Genomic DNA, 18298 nt, shown 5'->3' with positions numbered 1-18298 from the left:
TATACAATGCGCAGGTAATGGGTGTAACTAGCGCCAAAGACCGGGGCACGCAGCCTTGGGACGACAATAAAGACGAAGCGAGCAAGATATGGCTGACGAGTTCGAGATCGACACCGATGACCTTGAGCGCCGCATGGACGGTGCGCTATCCTCTCTACGGACGGAATTTGCGTCACTGCGGACAGGTCGGGCATCAGCGTCGATGCTGGAACCGATCAATGTGGACGCTTACGGCACGATGACGCCGATCAATCAGGTGGGCACGGTGAACGTGCCGGAACCACGGATGGTGACGATCAACGTGTGGGATAAATCGCTTGTCGGCAAAGTCGAAAAGGCCATTCGTGAAAGTGGCTTGGGGATTAACCCTCAACTGAACGGCACCATTATCATGCTGCCGATCCCGGAACTGAACGAGGAACGCCGCCGCGAATTGACGAAAGTGGCGGGCACTTATGCCGAGGGCGCGCGCGTCGCTGTGCGAAACGTACGCAGGGATGGCATGGACCAACTGAAGAAGCTCAAGGCCGAAGGCATGAGCGAGGACGACCACAAGCTCTGGACCGAAGAGGTACAGCAACTGACCGACGCTTATATTGCCAAGGTCGATGCAGCGCTTGAGACCAAGCAAGAGGAAATCATGCAGGTCTGACAAAGACGTTCACTGGAGGAATTTTCACCTGTGGGGGGCGAGAAGCGAGACAGAGCCATGGATCAGGCAAAAGACATTAAAACCTCGGTGCCGGGCGGGAGCCCCCGGCATGTCGCCATCATAATGGACGGCAACGGCAGGTGGGCGCAGATGCGTGGCAAACCGCGTTTGATTGGCCACCAGGCAGGCGCACGCCGTGTGCGTGCGATCGTAGAAGCTTGCCCAACCCTCGGTGTCGAGTACCTGACGATCTTTGCGTTCTCAACAGAGAACTGGAAACGCACCCAGACGGAAGTCGCCGGACTTATGGGGCTCTTCCGGCGCTACATCTCCAAGGAGATGCAGAATTTCATGCGCGAAGGCGTTCGGGTGCGGTTTATCGGTGACCGGCTGCGTCTTGATGAGAAATTGCGCGAGTTGATGGACGATGTCGAGAAGATGACCGACCAGAACACGCGCGTGAACCTGACCATTGCGCTGAACTATGGCGGTCGCGACGAGGTGGCGCGCGCCACGAAGCGCTTGGCGCAGGACGTCTCGGCTGGCCGGATCGACCCCGAAACGGTGGACGAGACCACATTGGCAGGGTTTCTTGACACCTGCGTGCTGCCTGACCCCGATCTGGTCATCCGCACCAGTGGCGAGGCCCGGATTTCCAACTTCCTTCTCTGGCAATCGGCGTACTCGGAATACGAGTTCATCGACACGCTGTGGCCGGACTTCACACCCGAGATTTTCGCGGATGTCGTCGGACGCTACGGCGTGCGAGAGCGGCGCTACGGCGCCGTGTCGTAAGCCGGACACAGGACCACGATGACCAAATCCGGCAGCTTCGAAGACCTTGCAACCCGTCTGGGTTCGGGGCTGGCGATGTTGGTGGTCGGTCTGGGCGGCGTTTGGTTGGGGGGCTATCCGTTCCTTGCCCTGATTGCGGTGATTGTAGCTCTGATGGTGTGGGAACTGGCCCGAATGTGCGCACCCGAGGACGCGCAAGGGGCCCTGATGCTTGCGGCGATCGCTGGCGGGGCGGTCGCAGCGTCTTGCGTGATTCCCATCGGGTTTGCGCTGCCACTGCTCCTCATGCCGGGCATGATTGGTTTGGGTCGATTTGATCAGCAAAGACGCGTCTTCGCAGTCTACTCGGCCCTGATAGGGGTCGCCGGGCTGGGACTTTGGGTGCTGCGCGAGGATTTCGGTTTCGTCTGGATGCTCTGGCTCGCGCTTGTGGTCGTGGCGACAGATGTTTTCGGCTACTTCGCGGGCCGCGTGATCGGAGGGCCGAAGTTCTGGCCCAAGGTCAGCCCCAAGAAGACATGGTCCGGAACGGTTGCGGGCTGGATCGCTGCCGCCATCGTGGGCTGGATTTTCATGGCCAACACGGTTGCCGGATCGGAATTGATCGGTATTTCCATCGCGTTGTCGATGGCGTCCCAGATGGGCGACGTGTCCGAGAGCGCGGTGAAACGAAGGGCAGGGGTCAAGGACAGTTCCAGCCTGATCCCCGGCCACGGGGGCCTGTTGGACCGATTTGACGGCATGCTCGGCGCATCAGTGCTTTTGCTGCTGGTGGAGCAGATCATCGACTTTCCGCCGCTTCCCCTGTGACACTGGTTCTGTCACAACGGCTCTCATGACGCGGCGCATCTCCATTTTCGGCTCAACAGGGTCCATCGGGCAAAATACGGTGGACCTGATCGCGCGCGATCCGGAGGCGTACGATGTTGTTGCTCTGACCGGTGGTGCGAACATCGCGCTGCTGTCGGAACAGGCCCGCGCATTGGACGCCGACGTTGCGATCACTGCCTATGAGGACCGGCTGGAAGACTTACGTGCCGCGTTGACCGGCACACGGACCGAGACGGCCGCAGGCGCGCAGGCGCTTTGTGATGCCGCCGACCGGCCCGCCGACTGGGTGATGAGTGCGATTGTCGGTGCTGCGGGGCTGTATCCCGGCTTTGCCACGCTGCGCCACGGCGGCACCCTCGCGCTCGCCAACAAGGAAAGCCTGGTGACAGCCGGTCCCTTGCTGATGGCCGAAGCGGCACGCAATGCCGCGCGAATACTGCCGGTCGACAGCGAACATTCTGCTGTTTTTCAAGCACTTGCGGGTGAAGACATCAGCGCGGTTGAGCGCATCGTGATCACTGCGTCGGGCGGGCCGTTCCGGGATTGGCCGTTGGAGGCGATCGCAAAGGCGACGCTCGCAGAAGCCGTGGCGCATCCGAACTGGGATATGGGGCAGCGTATCTCGATCGACAGCGCATCCATGTTCAACAAGGCGTTGGAACTGATTGAAACACGAGAATTCTTCGGGATTGAGCCGGATCGGATCGAGGCTGTGGTTCACCCGGGGTCGATCGTTCATGCGTTGGTGGGGTTCAAGGACGGCGCGTTGATGGCGCATCTGGGCGCGCCGGACATGCGCCACGCCATCGGCTATGCGCTGCATTGGCCCGAACGGCGGGATCTGCCGGTCGCACGGCTGGACCTTGCCGCCATTGGCACACTGAGTTTCGAGCACCCGGACGAGGCGCGCTTCCCGGCGCTGCGCCTCGCGCGCGAGGTCATGGCCACCGGGGGGCGGGCAGGCGCGGTGTTCAATGCCGCCAAGGAGGCTGCGTTGGATGCCTTCATTGCCGGCCAGATCGGGTTTCTGGACATGGCCGATGTGGTTGAGGCGACACTTGAGGGCGTGGATCGCGAGATGTCCTTGTCAATTCCGCCTGAAAGCCTTGATTGCGTCGCAAATGTGGACCATCTCGCAAGGAACATGGCGCGCGCGCACGCGATGGACCGCGCCGGTTGAGGTAACGCGCCCGAGCGGGCGAGAGGGTATGCTTTGGAACTATTCGGCCTGATCCCGACATTTGGCGGTCTTCTCTGGACGCTTATTGCCTTCGTTGTCGCATTGAGCGTGATCGTCGCGATCCATGAATACGGGCATTACATCGTCGGGCGCTGGTGCGGCATCCACGCTGAGGTCTTCTCCCTCGGCTTCGGTCCGATCCTGTACAAGCGGACGGACAAACGCGGCACGCAGTGGCAGATCGCGGCCTTGCCGTTCGGCGGATTCGTCAAGTTTCTCGGCGATGCGGATGCCGCGAGCGGCAAGGATGGCGAAGGCATGTCTGCGATGTCCGAGGCAGATCGCGCACGTACGATGCACGGCGCAAAGCTGTGGAAACGAGCCGCAACTGTAGCCGCCGGCCCCGTGTTCAACTTTATCCTGTCGATCGTCGTGTTCGGCGCGATGATCCTTGTGCAGGGCACCGCGACCGAACGCCCGACGGTCGGGGCGCTGGCTGACCTGCCCGCAGAGGTGAACGAGCTTCAAACCGGTGATGTCATCCTCGCTATCGAAGGCACGCCAACCCCGGATTACGAAGCGATCAATGCCGCGCGCGAAACTCTGCCGCGTGTGGCGATGCTGAGCTACACGGTGGACAGGGCGGGGCAGGAAACCGTTGTTGACGGTCCCTTCCTGATGCCGCCGCTGGTTGCAGGCGTGCAGCCGCGCTCGGCTGCGATGGATGCGGGCTTCGAGATCGGCGATGTCATCACCGCTATAGACGGCACGCCGATTGCTGCGTTCGAGGAATTGCGCGATGCGGTGACCGCGTCGGAGGGCGCATCACTCGATCTGACCGTCTGGCGGGATGGGGCGGAATTGCCGATCACGCTTGCCCCGCGCAGGGTTGATCTGCCGTTGCCCGAGGGTGGGTTCGAAACGCGCTGGCTGATCGGGATAACGGGCGGGATGTTCTTTGAGCCCGAAACTGTCACCCCCGGTCCGCTGGCCGCAATCGGCCAGGGCGTGGAGCAGACCGGGTTCATCATCCAGTCCTCGCTGTCGGGCCTGTGGCACATGATCACCGGCGCGATCAGCACCTGCAATATCTCTGGCCCGATCGGGATCGCCGAAACCTCGGGCGCGGTCGCGTCGCAAGGACTGGATCAGTTCATCTGGTTCATTGCGGTGCTGTCCACAGCTGTAGGGCTGTTGAACCTGTTTCCCATCCCGGTGCTCGACGGCGGGCATCTTGTCTTTCACGCCTACGAAGCCGTTGCCGGGCGTCCACCAAGTGATCGCGCCTTGCGGGTGATGATGACAGCCGGCCTGACCCTGCTCCTGAGCCTGATGGTTTTTGCGCTGACCAACGACATTTTCTGCCCCTGAACCAGTCGATGCGGGATCAAAGGGCAGCGGATCTGAGCTTTGTGTCGCAAACGACCGCAATGCTGCCCAATTCGTGCCTCAATTTCTGTCTAGACCACCGGAGAAGTTACGGAGGTCACGATGGAACTGGTACAGAACAGCTGGAGAGGCTTGCGGACGTTTCTTGGCGTCTTTGGCGATAGCTTTCTTGTGGCTGTCGCAATCAGTGGTGCCGTGAGCGCTGCCGTCGCAGTGGCAACCATTCTTCTTCAGGCCGGGTAGCGCAGCGCGGTCGTACCGGCACTTATTCAAGAAACCTGCATCAATTCCAGCCCGCCGTTTTTGTCCGCGCGGACCATCAGTTTTTTGACAACCGACCCCATTCTCGGTAGGGAAAATCACAGGCAAAATACCGGGGCAGATTCTATGGGCAGGCGGGCTTATTACGGTTGGCGCAAAGCGGCGCACATCGTCAGTGTCACAATACTTAGCGGTTTGATGCTTGCGAGCCAGCCAGATATGGCGCTGGCGCAGGATTTCCGCTTTTCCCAGGTGGAAGTGAACGGCAACCTGCGGATCGATGCCGCGACAGTGTTGAGTTTTGCGCAGATCCCGCGCGATCAGCCGGTTTCGGCCGGCCAGCTCAATGACGCGTTTCAGCGGATCCAGGCCTCCGGTCTGTTCGAAGAGGTTGAGGTGCTGCCGCGTGGCAATACGTTGCAAATCAACGTGCGCGAGTTCCCGACAATCAACCGGGTAAACATCGAAGGGAACCGCAGCCTTGACGACGAGTTGCTGTTGCAATTGGTCGAAAGCGGATCGCGTGAGGTCTATACCCCGGAACAGGCCGTCGCCGATGCCGAGAGCATCACGGACGCCTACCGCCAGGCCGGGCGCATGTCCGCGACCGTCACGCCGCGGATCATCCGGCAGAGCGACAATCGCGTGGACCTCGTGTTCGAGGTCACGGAAGCGCGTGTCGTGGAAAACGAACGGATCAGCTTCGTTGGCAACCAAGTGTATTCAGACCGACGTCTGCGCCGCGTTCTGGCAACCAAGCAAGCAGGGTTTCTGCGGCAATTCGTGCGCTCGGATACGTTCATTGAAGACCGGGTGGAGTTCGACCGCCAGTTGCTGACGGATTTCTACCGCTCGCGCGGGTATGTTGATTTTCAGGTCCTCTCGGTCGCGCCACAACTCAGCCAGGAACGTGACGCGGTATTCTTGACGTTCAACGTGCGCGAGGGTCAGCAGTTCCGGTTCGGAGAGGTCACGGGCACATCCGAACTCGCGGCGATTGATGTGGCGGAATACGCCGCTGCGATCGATATCGACGCCGGGGAGGTCTATTCGCCGGAACTCGTGGACCGCAACATCGAGCGGATGGAGCGCGTGGCGCTTGAGAATGGCGAGAACTTCATCCGTGTTACCCCGCGTGTGACCCGGAATGATCGGGCAGGCACGCTGGATGTCGAATTTGTCGTTGAACGTAGCCCGCGCGTGTTCGTCGAGCGCATCGACATCGAAGGCAATGCTACGACGCTTGACCGTGTCATCCGCCGCCAGTTCGACACGGTCGAAGGTGACCCGTTCAACCCGCGCGAAATTCAAAGGTCGGCAGACCGCATTCGAGCGCTTGGTTTTTTCGAGAGCGTCGACGTGGATACCCGGCAGGGTCCGACAGATGACACCGTGATCGTCGATGTGGATGTCGAAGAAGGTTCGACGGGATCGCTGAATTTCGGTGGCAGCTACTCCGTCGATGATGGCATCGGCCTGCTCATCAGCCTAGTGGAACGGAACTTCCTCGGGCGTGGCCAAACGGTGGCCTTGAACTGGAACGGCACGGATGGCGACCAGACCCTGACCGCCCGGTTCATCGAGCCCTCGTTTCTGGAGCGCGACCTCGCGTTCAGCGCCAGCCTCGGTGTGACCGAGTCCGACAGTTCCAACCGTGACTTCGATGTCCGCGATGCGGGGCTTGATTTCGGTCTGTCGTTCCCGGTCAGCGAGAACGGACGCCTGGCCACGACATTCGGGTATTCGAGCACGGAACTTTCGGACCTCGACCCGGTCCAGTCCTCCCCGATCCTGCTGCGCGAGCAGGGGACGGATGAGGGCTTCGAACTCGGGTATACCTACACCTACAACACCCGCGGACGCGGTCTTGATCCCACAGCCGGGGTGCGCCTGCGGTTCGGCCAAAGCCTTGAAGGTATCGGGGGCGACAACACGTTTGTGCGGACCGAGGCCAGTATTCTCGGGGAGCGGAGCTTCCTGAGCGAGGATATTATCTTGCGCGGAATCCTCGAAGGCGGTGTGCTAAGCAGTGTCAGCGGGGATGGCCCCAGAACCCCATCACGGTTCTTCCTGGGATCAAACCGCTTGCGTGGCTTTTCGTCCTTCGGCGTAGGTCCGCGAGATCTGGCGGCGCCGAACGAAGATGCGCTCGGCGGCAACAAGTACGTCTCCTTGCGTCTTGAAACACGCTTCCCGCTCGGCCTGCCAGAGGAGTACGGCATCGATTTCGGGGTGTTCTGGGATACTGCGTCTGTCTGGGATTTGAACGATACGGATGGCTTCAACGGTGTGCCGGTGGATGACAGCCTGATCCTGCGATCCTCGGTCGGGATTTCGGTGTTCTGGACAACTGCGCTTGGACCGCTGCGGTTCAATTTCAGCGAGGCGATCCGGAAAGAAGACTTCGATATCACGAACTCATTCGACCTGACCCTGTCGACCCAGTTCTGACGGATGCGTTGCATGCTCCGCCGCACCTTGCTCGCCCTCGGACTTGGCCTGGCGGCCCATGCGTTGCACGCGCAGGAGCGTCCGCGCAGCAGCGTTGTCATCATCGATCAGGAGCGGCTCCTCTCAGAGACCGTGTTTGGCCTGCGTCTGAGCGAGGAGTTGGAAGCGGCCTCCAGAGCGCTTGCGGAAGAAAATCGCCAGATCGAACAGATGCTCACCGATGAAGAACGCCTTTTGACCGAGCAGCGCCCCGAAATGACGCCCGACGTGTTTCGCGACGCCGCCAACGCGTTTGACGCGCGGGTCACCGAATTGCGGACTGAGCAGGACCGAAAGGCCCGTATCATTGCAGAGCGGCGGGATGCGGAGCGGCGATCGTTTCTGGACGCGGCGCTGCCGATCCTGGGTGGTTTGATGGCGGATTACGGGGCTTACGTCATTCTGGACCAGCGCCAGATTTTTCTGTCGGACGACCGGGTGAATGTCACGGACGAAGCCATTCGCAGGATCGATGACGCGTTGGGTGCGCGCGTCTCTCCTCAGCCCCGACCGAACCGGCCGACTGACCAGTCTCCCGTCGGGATGCCGCCGGATTTCAACGCGGATCCCGAGACACCTGCGCCGGACGTCCAGCTTCCGACCCCGCAATAGGACCAGCTTGAGAACTTGCCAGCGAGAAAGTCGCTTGTTAGCCACAGAGATAGGCTACACGAAACGCGCCGAATTAAGGAAGACAATGTCCGATACTGTTGATACCGCCCTGCCTGTCGTTGCCGATATCGGACTGATCCAAAGGATCATACCGCATCGCTATCCTTTTCTGCTTGTTGACAAGGTGGTTGATATCGAACGGTTTTCAGCCGCCAAGGGCATCAAGAACGTGACCATGAACGAGCCACACTTCACCGGGCATTTCCCCAGTGAACCGATCATGCCTGGAGTGCTGATCATCGAGGCACTGGCCCAGACCGCAGCCGTGATGGTCGGCGTGTCGGCGGACATGGCGGACAAGGAGTTGCTCGTCTACTTCATGGCCATCGACGGCTGCAAATTCCGCCGCAAGGTAGGACCCGGCGATGTTCTGGAGCTTCAGGTCAACGCCACCCGGGGCAAGCCCGGCGGTAAGGTCTGGAAGTTCCGCGGGGTTGCCAGCGTAGACGGTGAAATGGCTGCCGAGGCAGAGTTCACAGCGATGATGGATTTGCCCAAGGAAGACGCATGAGCGGGGTCGATCCTACCGCCACGGTGCATGCCAGCGCTGTCGTGGAGGATGGCGCCAGGATCGGAGCCGGTTGCCGCATCGGTCCGTTCTGCATCGTGGGCTCCGAAGTGACGCTTGGTCGAGATGTTGTCCTCAAGAGCCATGTGGTGGTGACCGGATGGACGGATGTGGGGGACGAGACGGTGATCTTTCCGTTCGCCTCCATCGGGGAGATTCCGCAGGATCTGAAGTTCGCGGGCGAGCGATCGAAACTTGAAATCGGCGCGCGCAATAGGATCCGCGAATACGTGACCATGAACACCGGGACCGAAGGTGGCGGCGGCGTAACGCGCGTCGGTGATGACGGGCTCTTCATGGCAGGGTGCCACGTCGCCCATGACGCGCAGATCGGCAACCGTGTGATCCTCGTGAACAACGCCGCTGTCGCCGGACACTGTGTGCTGGGCGATGATGTGATCGTCGGCGGCCAGTCGGGCATCCACCAATGGGTCCGCATCGGCAAGGGCGCGATCATTGGTGCGGTGACCATGGTGACAAATGACGTGATCCCCTACGGCCTCGTACAGGCCCCGCGTGGCGAGTTGCACGGGCTGAATCTCGTTGGTCTGAAGCGCCGCGGGGTCACGCGCGCGGACATAACAGCGCTGCGCGCTGCCTTTCAGATGCTTGCGCAGGGCGAGGGCGCCTTCGTGGACCGAGCCAAGCGCCTTGGTGACGAAACCGAAAGCGAATACGTGCGCGAAATCGTATCCTTTATCGTCGCGGAAACCGACCGCTCTTTCCTGACACCGCGCTGATGCTGGCCTTGATCGCAGGCAAGGGCGCACTGCCCGTCACCCTCGCCGACGCGCTGACCACCGCCGGGACACCCTTCCGCGTGCTGTCCCTTGAGGGGTACGAGCCTGACCTGCCTGACGTCATCAGTTTTCGGGTTGAAGCCTTGGGCAAGGTTCTATCGGATCTCGCAGAGGCGGGCGTCACAGAGGTATGTTTTGCCGGGGCCATGCACCGGCCCCCCATCGATGTGGCCAAGTTGCACCCTTTGAGCCTTCCGTTGGTTCCCCGCTTGATGGCGGTCTTGCAACACGGCGACGATCGCCTGCTGCGGGAAGTCATCGCGATTTTCGAAGAGGCGGGGCTGAAAGTGCGCGGCGCACATGACCTTGCCCCTGATCTGGTCGTGGCAGAAGGAGTGGTTTGCGGGTCACCGACCGATACCGACCTCACGGATGCGGCACGTGGAAAGGAAATCCTGGCAACCCTTGGGACGCTCGATATCGGACAGGGCTGTGTTGTTGCCGGAGGTCAGTGCCTCGGGGTCGAGACGCTGCAGGGCACGGATGCCATGCTCGGCTTCGTCGCACAAAGCCGCGCGGCAGTGTCGCCGCCGCCCGGAGGCGTGTTCATCAAACGCGCAAAGCCGGATCAGGACTTGCGGATCGATATGCCTGCAATCGGACCAGAAACCGTCAGCGCGGCAAAAGCGGCGGGCTTGTCCGGGATTTCCGTGCAGGCGGGGCATGTTCTGATACTGGACAAGTCCGAGGTCATCACGGCCGCAAGGAATGCGGGTCTGTCGCTCTGGAGCATGCCCTGATGCGCGTTTTTGTCGTTGCCGGAGAGCCGTCTGGCGACCGGCTTGGCGGCGCTTTGATGCGCGGTCTGAAAACACTGGTTCCGGAGGTCGAGTTTGCAGGCATCGGTGGACCGGACATGATCTCCGAGGGACTGACAAGCCGCTTCGAGATGTCTGAACTGTCGGTGATGGGCATTGCAGAGGTACTGCCGAAGTATCGCCACCTGATGAGCCGAATTGATGAAACCGCCACCACAATCGTGGCCGAGAAACCGGATGTTTTGATCACCATCGACAGCCCGGATTTCTGCCTGCGGGTCGCAAGGCGGGTCAAGGCCGCAGCTGACATCCGCACCGTGCACTACGTCGCGCCCACCGTTTGGGCATGGCGCCCCAAACGCGCGGCCAAGATGGCAAAGATGATCGACGAAGTGCTGTGTCTGTTCCCGTTCGAGCCTCCGTACATGGAGGCCGCTGGTATGAAGGCACATTTCGTCGGGCATCCCGTGGTCGCTGAAAGAACGGCGAGCGATGCAGAGGCGGCGGCATTCCGCAACGCCCAGAGCATTCCCGCAGACACGCCCTTGATCCTCGCCTTACCTGGCTCGCGCCGGGGCGAGATTTCCCGTCTCGCGCCGATCTTCGGCGAGGTGCTGGCGGCCGTCGTGCGTGACAAGCCCGCGATGCGCGTGATCGTTCCGACCGTTCAGCATACGCATGACCTTGTTGCAGACCTGACATCCGAATGGCCCGGTGCGCCGATCCTCATCCCGTCAGATGCTTCAGCTGACAAGGCCGCAGGGTTTGCCGCTGCCAATGTTGCGCTTGCCGCATCAGGCACCGTGTCGCTGGAACTTGCGGCCAGCGCGACGCCAATGGTCATCGCCTATGACATGAATATCCTGTCACGATGGCTGATCGGCGCGTTGTTGAAAGTCGACACCGTGACGCTGGTAAATCTGGTGTCGGACACCCGCGCCATCCCCGAGTTTCTTGGCAAGAACTGCACCGCAAGCGCCATCGCACCGGCGCTGCTGAAACTGCTGACGGATGCCCCCGCGCGCGAGACGCAAATGAACGCGATGCGGCGGACGATGGTCCTGCTGGGGCAGGGTGGGGAGGCACCGGGTCTGCGTGCGGCGCGCGCCGTGCTGAGCGGCGCTCAGTAACCGCGCCAGATCCAGCCACCCCCAAATATGCGGCTGCTGTCGGTATCGTAGAAGACGCAGGCCTGCCCGGGCGAAATACCTTCTTCGGGACTGATCAGTTCGACCTCGGCCTCTGTGTCCGAGATGGGCCGGATGACCGCGTCACGCGGCGGGCGGGTTGAGCGAACCTTGACCCCGACATGCCACTCCGGCTGGCTTGTCAGAGGTGTGTCTCCCAGCCAGTTGATCTCGCGCACGGGTATGACGCGCGTCGAAAGCGCCTCTTTCGGTCCGACGATCACACGCCGGGTGTCCGGGTCGAGCTTGACAACATAGAGCGGCGTGGACAGCCCTCCGATGCCCAGTCCACGGCGTTGTCCGATCGTGTAGTGGATGACCCCGTCATGCCGGGCCAGCACAGTTCCGTCCATGTCCACGATCTCTCCCGGATCGGCGGCTCCGGGACGCAGCTTTTCGATCACCGCCGCGTAGTCGCCGTTCGGGACAAAACAGATGTCCTGGCTGTCGGGCTTGTCGGCCACGCCCAGCCCGTATTTCGCTGCAAGCGCACGGGTCTCTGCCTTGGACGTCAGGTGCCCCAAGGGGAAACGCAGGTAGTCGAGTTGCTCTTGCGTGGTCGAGAACAGGAAATACGATTGGTCGCGCGTGGCATCCGCGGCGGAATGCAGTTCGGCCTTGGTGGCACCAACTTTGCGCTGGATGTAGTGACCCGTCGCCATGCAGTCGGCGTCCAGATCGCGCGCGGTCTCAAGCAGGTCCTTGAACTTTACCCGCTCGTTACAGCGGATGCAGGGGACAGGTGTCGCCCCGGCAAGGTAGCTGTCGGCAAACTCGTCGATCACGGCCTCACGGAACGTGTTTTCATAGTCCAGCACGTAATGCGGAAACCCCATTTCCTCGGCAACGCGCCGCGCGTCGTGAATATCGCGTCCTGCACAACACGCGCCTTTTTTGGCCAGCGCCGCGCCGTGATCATAAAGCTGTAACGTCACGCCCACCACGTCATAGCCTTCGGATGCGAGTTGGGCGGCCACGACGGAGCTGTCGACCCCCCCGGACATCGCAACGACCACGCGCGTGTCCGCGGGCGCCTTGGCAAAGCCAAGCGAGTTAAGCGGCACGTCCCCTGAGGGTGCCTCTGTGGAAGCTGGCACAGCCATTTCGGATCTCCTGAAAGTCGTTCGAAATATAGGAAAATCCGCTTCGTTCTCAACCCCGCGATTTCACCGTTGATTAAGGGGCATTGACGACACTGGCGCCATGCGAAGGAAGCGAGGGGTGGACTATGTATGTGAAACGAGAGCGAGGCCCGGTATCCGTCAAACTGCCGGACGGGTCAATGATGACGCGGTCCGATTTGCCGGAACCGACCACAACCCGGTGGGTAGCCAGCCGAAAGGCAGCGGTTGTAAAGGGAGTCGCAAGCGGCCTTATTTCCAGCAAGGACGCGTGTGAGTTGTACGGCCTGTCTGATGAGGAACTCTCCTCATGGGCGAAAGCTGTAGAAAAGCATGGGCTTAAAGCGCTCAAAGCGACGCGGCTACAGGAGTATAGACAACCTTAGGTTGTTAGTATTAACCTGTCTCAAGGTAACCGACAGTTAACCATTGTTGTTCACAGTAACGGTTAACACCATCGCCTAGCGGAGACAGATTGATGCGCATCCTTTTGATTGAGGACGACCCGACGACCGCCAAGAGCATTGAAATGATGCTGACCCATGCGAACCTGAACGTCTACGTGACGGCCATGGGGGAGGAGGGGATCGATCTTGCGAAGCTGTACGACTACGATCTGATCCTCCTCGATCTCGGCCTGCCGGACATGACCGGGCACGAAGTGCTGCGCCAGATCAGGCTTGCACGGATCGAAACACCGATCCTGATCCTGTCGGGCGCGGACAATACCGAAAGCAAGATCAAGGGCTTTGGCTTCGGGGCGGATGACTATCTTACGAAACCGTTCCACCGAGAGGAACTGATTGCTCGGATCCACGCGATCATTCGGCGATCCAAAGGACACTCACAATCGATCATCCAGACCGGCCAGATTGCGGTCAACCTCGATGCCAAGACGGTCGAGGCGGAGGGGGCGCAGGTGCATCTGACCGGCAAGGAGTATCAGATCCTCGAACTGCTCTCGCTTCGCAAGGGCACCACCCTTACGAAAGAGATGTTTCTGAACCACCTTTATGGCGGCATGGACGAACCGGAACTCAAGATCATCGACGTGTTCATCTGCAAGCTGCGGAAGAAGCTTAGCCAGGCAACGGGTGGTGAGAACTACATCGAAACGGTCTGGGGACGCGGCTATGTGCTGCGCGACCCTGAAACCTCCAGCCTTCCCACGATCCAGAGCGCAGCCGGGTAGCGCACCTTTCCCCTACGGCGACATTCCGATCGTCCATCCCCTGCCGGGCTCCGTCTATCGGAGCCCGAAGCGTTTCAGACCAAACGGTTGTGGACGTCCGGAGCGGGACTGCTAAACCTTGGTGCAAGACAGGGTGGGGCAGGGCATGACAGACACTGCGGCAGCACGAGACCAGGCGTTGGACCCGGGCAAAGTCAGCGAAGCAGAAGCGAGGCAGGAGCTTGAGGCTCTGGCGAAGCGTCTTGCCGAGGCGAATGCAGCCTACCATACCGATGACGCGCCAGTAATTTCGGACGCCGAATATGATGTGCTGAGACAGCGCAATGCGGCGCTGGAGTCCGCGTTCCCCCACCTCAAACGCGCCGACAGCCCAACCGAGCAAATCGGCGCACCTGTGTCCGAGACATTCGCCAAGGTCACGCATGCACAACGCATGATGTCGCTTGCGAATGCATTCGAAGAGGCCGAGGTCGTGGACTTTGATGTCGGATTGCGGCGCTTTCTGTCACTGGATGACACCGCGGAGCTTGCCTATACGGCCGAACCCAAAATTGACGGGCTTTCGCTTTCCCTCAGGTACGAGCATGGCACATTGGTGCAAGCGGCCACACGGGGCGATGGCACCACCGGCGAAAACGTGACCCCAAATGCGTGCACAATCTCCGATATTCCCGAAACCCTAGAAGACGCGCCCGAAATCCTCGAAGTGCGCGGCGAAGTCTACATGAGCCATGCGGATTTCGAAGCGTTGAACACCGCCCAGAAAGCGAAGGGCGCGAAAACCTTTGCCAACCCGCGCAATGCCGCAGCCGGGTCCTTGCGCCAACTCGACGCGGAAATCACCAGATCACGCCCGCTGCGGTTTTTTGCCTATGCGTGGGGTGAAACCTCCGCCCCGCTGGCCGAGACGCAGGCCGACGCGATCGCACGCCTGACCGCCCTGGGGTTCCAGACCAACCCGTTGACGAAGCGCTGCGACGGGCCCGCAGAACTGATCGCTCAGTACCGCGCGATCGAAGCGCAACGGGCGACCTTGGGGTATGATATCGACGGGGTCGTCTACAAAGTCGATGCGCTTGACCTCCAGCGTCGTCTTGGTTTCCGCTCCACCACCCCACGATGGGCCATTGCGCACAAGTTCCCTGCCGAGCTTGCCTGGACGCGCCTCGAAGCGATTGACATCCAGGTGGGACGCACAGGCGCGCTCAGCCCTGTTGCGCGGCTGACGCCGGTAACGGTCGGCGGAGTTGTCGTATCCAACGCGACACTCCACAACGAAGACTATATCGCCGGGCGCGACAGCAAGGGCGCGGACATCCGCGACGGGCGTGACATTCGGGTTGGCGATTGGGTTCAGGTCTATCGTGCAGGCGATGTGATCCCCAAGATCAAGGATGTTGATCTGGACAAGCGGGCGGGTGGCAGTGTGCCCTACGAATTCCCCGTTACATGCCCGGAATGCGGATCGGTTGCCATGCGCGAAGAGGGCGACGCCGTGAGACGTTGCACAGGTGGACTGATCTGCCCGGCCCAGGCGGTTGAAAAACTCAAGCATTTCGTCTCTCGCGCAGCCTTTGATATCGAGGGACTAGGCGCAAAGCAGGTCGAACAGTTTTACAATGATGGGTGGATCCGCGAACCTGCGGATATCTTCAAGCTGAAAGCGCGCTACGGAAGCGGCCTGCAACAACTCAGGAATCGGGAGGGCTGGGGCGAGAAAAGCGCTTTGAACCTCTTTCAGGCGATTGACGACAAGCGCAACGTGGCTTTGTCGAGATTTCTGTTCGGCCTCGGCATTCGCCATGTCGGAGAAAGCGCATCGAGCCTCATCGCGACGCATTTCGGCACGATCGAGGCCGTGCTGGAGGCGGCGGATTCGGCGGTCTCGTTTGAAGGCGACGCATGGGACGATCTGCTCAACATAAATGGCGTGGGGGAGGTGATGGCGCGCGCACTCGTCACGACGCTGACGCAGGATGCCGAGCGTGCTTCGATCGCGCGTTTGCTGGAGGAGGTGGCGCCAGCCCCGGCCGAGGCCCCTGAAGTTGTGGACAGCGCGGTTGCCGGCAAAACACTGGTGTTCACCGGCACGCTTGAAACGATGTCGCGTGCCGAAGCCAAGGCGACCGCCGAAGCGCTCGGTGCGAAGGTCGCGGGGTCGGTCTCCAAGAAGACCGATCTCGTGATTGCAGGACCCGGAGCCGGGTCCAAGGCGGCGAAAGCGGCAGACCTCGGCATCGAAACGGTGGATGAAGCGGGGTGGCGCGCCCTTGCCGGGCTGGACCCGTCATGACAGGCCGCCCGGCGGACTTGTTCCCTCTCTTTGCCGGGCTGGAAACGCTACCGGGAATCGGACCCAAGACCGCACAGAGTCTTGCGGCCAGCGGACTTGAGCGCCCACGCGATCTGGCTCTGACCTTGCCGCATACCGGGGTTGCCCGCCAGCGCGTCGCGACGGTCCGCGACGGTCCTTTCCCGTCAGTCATGACGGTGGAGGTCGAAGTGTTGCGCCACTTGGCGCCGCGCAGCAAAGGCCGCCCCTACAGGGTCGAAGTTCGCGACGCTGAAACAGTGTTTCATCTTGTTTTTTTTCATGCACGCAAGGACTTTCTTGAAAAAGTTCTTCCAGTGGGAGAGCTGCGAACAGTCTCCGGCAAGGTCGAAGTCTACGATGGGGTCGCGCAACTCGCGCATCCGGATCACATCGTCCCTCCGGAAGACGCGGACAAGCTGCCCGCGTTTGAACCGGTCTACCCGCTGACCGCCGGCGTGACGCAGAAAACCATGCAGAAAGCTGTGGCAGGTGCTTTGGCACATGTGGAGGAGTTTGCGGAATGGGCAGACCCTGCGCTGGTTGCGCGAGAGGGATGGCCGACGTTCCGGACAGCCTTGAACGCAGCGCATGCGCCAACCAGCGCAAATGATCTTGCTCCGGAGACGAAAGCGCGACAGCGACTGGCCTATGACGAATTCTTCGCCCATCAGGTGACGCTTGCGCTGGCACGCGCCAATCGTCGTCGCGCCCCGGGCAGATCTTTGCGTGGGACCGGTTTGATGGTACGGCCCATGCTCGATTCCTTGCCGTATTTACCGACCGGTGCGCAGCAGCGTGTGATTGCCGAAATCACCGAGGATATGGCCGCTGCGCACCGTATGAACCGACTGTTGCAGGGAGATGTCGGGTCGGGAAAGACATTGGTCGCACTGGTCGCTATGTTGCTTGCCGTGGAGGCCGGAGCGCAGGCCGCCATGATGGCTCCGACCGAAATCCTGGCTCGTCAGCATCTTGAAAGCCTCAGGCCGCTTGCAGAAAGCGCCGGTGCGATGGTCGAGGTTCTGACTGGGCGCGACACCGGGAAGGACCGGTTGGCAAAACTGCAAGCCCTCAGGGATGGCAACATCCAGATCCTGCTTGGCACCCATGCTCTTTTCCAAAAAGACGTTGAGTTTCAGGATCTTGCACTTGCCGTGATTGATGAGCAGCATCGGTTTGGAGTGCGTGAGCGCATGGAGTTGGGATCCAAGGGCGCCAGCGTGGACGTCCTGGTGATGACCGCGACGCCCATTCCAAGGAGCCTCGCCCTCGCACAGTACGGCGATATGGATGTTTCGATCCTTGATGAAAAACCACCCGGGCGCACGCCGGTTAAAACAGCGCTGGCCGCCGCGAACCGGCTTGAAGATGTGACAGACCACCTTCAGCGCGCCCTGGATGAGGGGCGGCAGGCGTATTGGGTTTGCCCATTGGTCGAGGAGAGCGAGACACTGGAAGCCACTGCCGCGACGGAGCGGTTCAAGACCCTGCGCGCAAAATTCGGAGAGGATCAGGTCGCATTGGTTCACGGCCAGATGCCACCGGCGGAAAAAGATGCCGCGATGGCGCGGTTTGTGGCGGGGGAGGCGCGGCTTCTTGTGGCGACCACTGTGATCGAGGTGGGCGTGAATGTGCCCAATGCCTCGATCATGGTGATCGAAGGGGCGGAAAACTTCGGTCTGGCACAGTTGCACCAGCTGCGCGGGCGCGTCGGGCGGGGGGCGGCGCAATCGACCTGTTTGCTGATGTACCGGCCACCTTTGGGTGAAACCGCACGTAAGCGACTGACTTTGCTGCGAGAGACGGAAGATGGATTCAAGCTCGCCGAGGCCGATCTGGCCATTCGCGGGGCGGGGGACCTGATCGGAACAGCACAATCCGGGTTGCCCCGGTTCCGTATTGCAGACCCTGAACGGCAGGCCGGATTGATGGCGCTGGCGCAGCGGGATGCACGCGCGGCGCTCGAAAAGGATCCCAAACTTGAGACCCCGCGCGGCGAGGCGATCCGCAAGTTGCTGTGGTTGCTCAGCCAGGACGAGGCCATTCGTTTAATTTCAGTGGGTTGAACCTTCAGAACACATTTTGTTC

General features: G+C 61.0%; 17 protein-coding genes. 16 read left to right on the top strand and 1 reads right to left on the bottom strand.

All coding sequences use genetic code 11. The features are described 5' to 3' along the window. Positions 1-88 precede the first annotated feature (88 nt). The 12 genes from frr (at position 89) to lpxB (ending at position 11526) form a co-directional block, all read left to right on the top strand. On the top strand, positions 89-652 hold the full coding sequence (gene frr, locus ACP15N_RS01015) for a ribosome recycling factor (RefSeq protein ID WP_425090357.1): 564 nt from the start codon (positions 89-91) through the stop codon (positions 650-652). Between the two features lie 57 nt (positions 653-709). Beyond that, positions 710-1447 (top strand): polyprenyl diphosphate synthase, encoded by a 738-nt coding sequence (uppS, locus tag ACP15N_RS01010; protein ID WP_425090356.1) that lies wholly within the window; start codon positions 710-712, stop codon positions 1445-1447. A gap of 18 nt (positions 1448-1465) precedes the next feature. After that, positions 1466-2257, top strand: a complete 792-nt coding sequence (locus ACP15N_RS01005) for a phosphatidate cytidylyltransferase (protein WP_425090355.1) — start codon at positions 1466-1468, stop codon at positions 2255-2257. Between the two features lie 25 nt (positions 2258-2282). Further along, the gene (gene dxr / locus ACP15N_RS01000) at positions 2283-3458 is read left to right on the top strand and encodes a 1-deoxy-D-xylulose-5-phosphate reductoisomerase (RefSeq protein ID WP_425090354.1); all 1176 of its coding nucleotides are present in this window, start codon (positions 2283-2285) and stop codon (positions 3456-3458) included. 33 nt (positions 3459-3491) lie between these two features. Further along, entirely contained in the window at positions 3492-4829 is a 1338-nt protein-coding gene (gene rseP / locus ACP15N_RS00995) for an RIP metalloprotease RseP (RefSeq protein WP_425090353.1), read from the top strand. A 120-nt stretch (positions 4830-4949) separates the two neighbouring features. Further along, positions 4950-5090, top strand: coding sequence for a hypothetical protein (locus ACP15N_RS00990; RefSeq protein WP_425090352.1), 141 nt, complete (start codon positions 4950-4952; stop codon positions 5088-5090). A gap of 237 nt (positions 5091-5327) precedes the next feature. Beyond that, on the top strand, positions 5328-7559 hold the full coding sequence (bamA, locus tag ACP15N_RS00985) for an outer membrane protein assembly factor BamA (protein WP_425090351.1): 2232 nt from the start codon (positions 5328-5330) through the stop codon (positions 7557-7559). A 12-nt stretch (positions 7560-7571) separates the two neighbouring features. After that, positions 7572-8210: an OmpH family outer membrane protein gene (locus ACP15N_RS00980; protein ID WP_425090350.1), complete on the top strand. Its 639-nt coding sequence runs from the start codon at positions 7572-7574 to the stop codon at positions 8208-8210. 85 nt (positions 8211-8295) lie between these two features. Further along, positions 8296-8781, top strand: a complete 486-nt coding sequence (fabZ, locus tag ACP15N_RS00975) for a 3-hydroxyacyl-ACP dehydratase FabZ (protein ID WP_425090349.1) — start codon at positions 8296-8298, stop codon at positions 8779-8781. Next, complete coding sequence (gene lpxA, locus ACP15N_RS00970) at positions 8778-9578, top strand: acyl-ACP--UDP-N-acetylglucosamine O-acyltransferase (protein ID WP_425090348.1); 801 nt, start codon at positions 8778-8780, stop codon at positions 9576-9578. Before fabZ ends, lpxA begins: the two co-directional genes overlap by 4 nt. Next, a complete protein-coding gene (locus ACP15N_RS00965; protein WP_425090347.1) occupies positions 9578-10378 on the top strand; it encodes an LpxI family protein in 801 nt (266 codons plus the stop codon). The genes lpxA and ACP15N_RS00965 overlap by 1 nt, the downstream gene beginning before the upstream one ends. Beyond that, positions 10378-11526 (top strand): lipid-A-disaccharide synthase, encoded by a 1149-nt coding sequence (lpxB, locus tag ACP15N_RS00960; protein ID WP_425090346.1) that lies wholly within the window; start codon positions 10378-10380, stop codon positions 11524-11526. The genes ACP15N_RS00965 and lpxB overlap by 1 nt, the downstream gene beginning before the upstream one ends. On the opposite strand, the gene mnmA is transcribed toward lpxB, so the two are convergent. Next, positions 11520-12686 (bottom strand): tRNA 2-thiouridine(34) synthase MnmA, encoded by a 1167-nt coding sequence (gene mnmA, locus ACP15N_RS00955; protein ID WP_425090345.1) that lies wholly within the window; start codon positions 12684-12686, stop codon positions 11520-11522. The two genes, lpxB and mnmA, sit on opposite strands and share 7 nt — an antisense overlap. Before the next feature lie 125 nt (positions 12687-12811). Between mnmA and ACP15N_RS00950 the strand changes: the two genes are divergently transcribed. From ACP15N_RS00950 to recG, 4 genes are all read left to right on the top strand, one after another. Next, positions 12812-13090 (top strand): DUF1153 domain-containing protein, encoded by a 279-nt coding sequence (locus ACP15N_RS00950; protein ID WP_425090344.1) that lies wholly within the window; start codon positions 12812-12814, stop codon positions 13088-13090. Positions 13091-13182: 92 nt separating this feature from the next. Continuing rightward, on the top strand, positions 13183-13896 hold the full coding sequence (gene ctrA / locus ACP15N_RS00945) for a response regulator transcription factor CtrA (protein ID WP_425090343.1): 714 nt from the start codon (positions 13183-13185) through the stop codon (positions 13894-13896). A gap of 145 nt (positions 13897-14041) precedes the next feature. Beyond that, the gene (gene ligA, locus ACP15N_RS00940) at positions 14042-16189 is read left to right on the top strand and encodes an NAD-dependent DNA ligase LigA (protein WP_425090342.1); all 2148 of its coding nucleotides are present in this window, start codon (positions 14042-14044) and stop codon (positions 16187-16189) included. Then, positions 16186-18276 carry an ATP-dependent DNA helicase RecG gene (gene recG, locus ACP15N_RS00935; protein WP_425090341.1) on the top strand — a complete coding sequence of 697 codons (2091 nt, stop codon included), beginning with the start codon at positions 16186-16188 and terminating at the stop codon, positions 18274-18276. The genes ligA and recG overlap by 4 nt, the downstream gene beginning before the upstream one ends. Positions 18277-18298: the final 22 nt, after the last annotated feature.

It is taken from the genome of Tropicimonas sp. S265A (assembly GCF_049800835.1).
Lineage (GTDB): Bacteria > Pseudomonadota > Alphaproteobacteria > Rhodobacterales > Rhodobacteraceae > Dinoroseobacter.
This window is presented reverse-complemented; position numbering and strand designations above follow the sequence as displayed.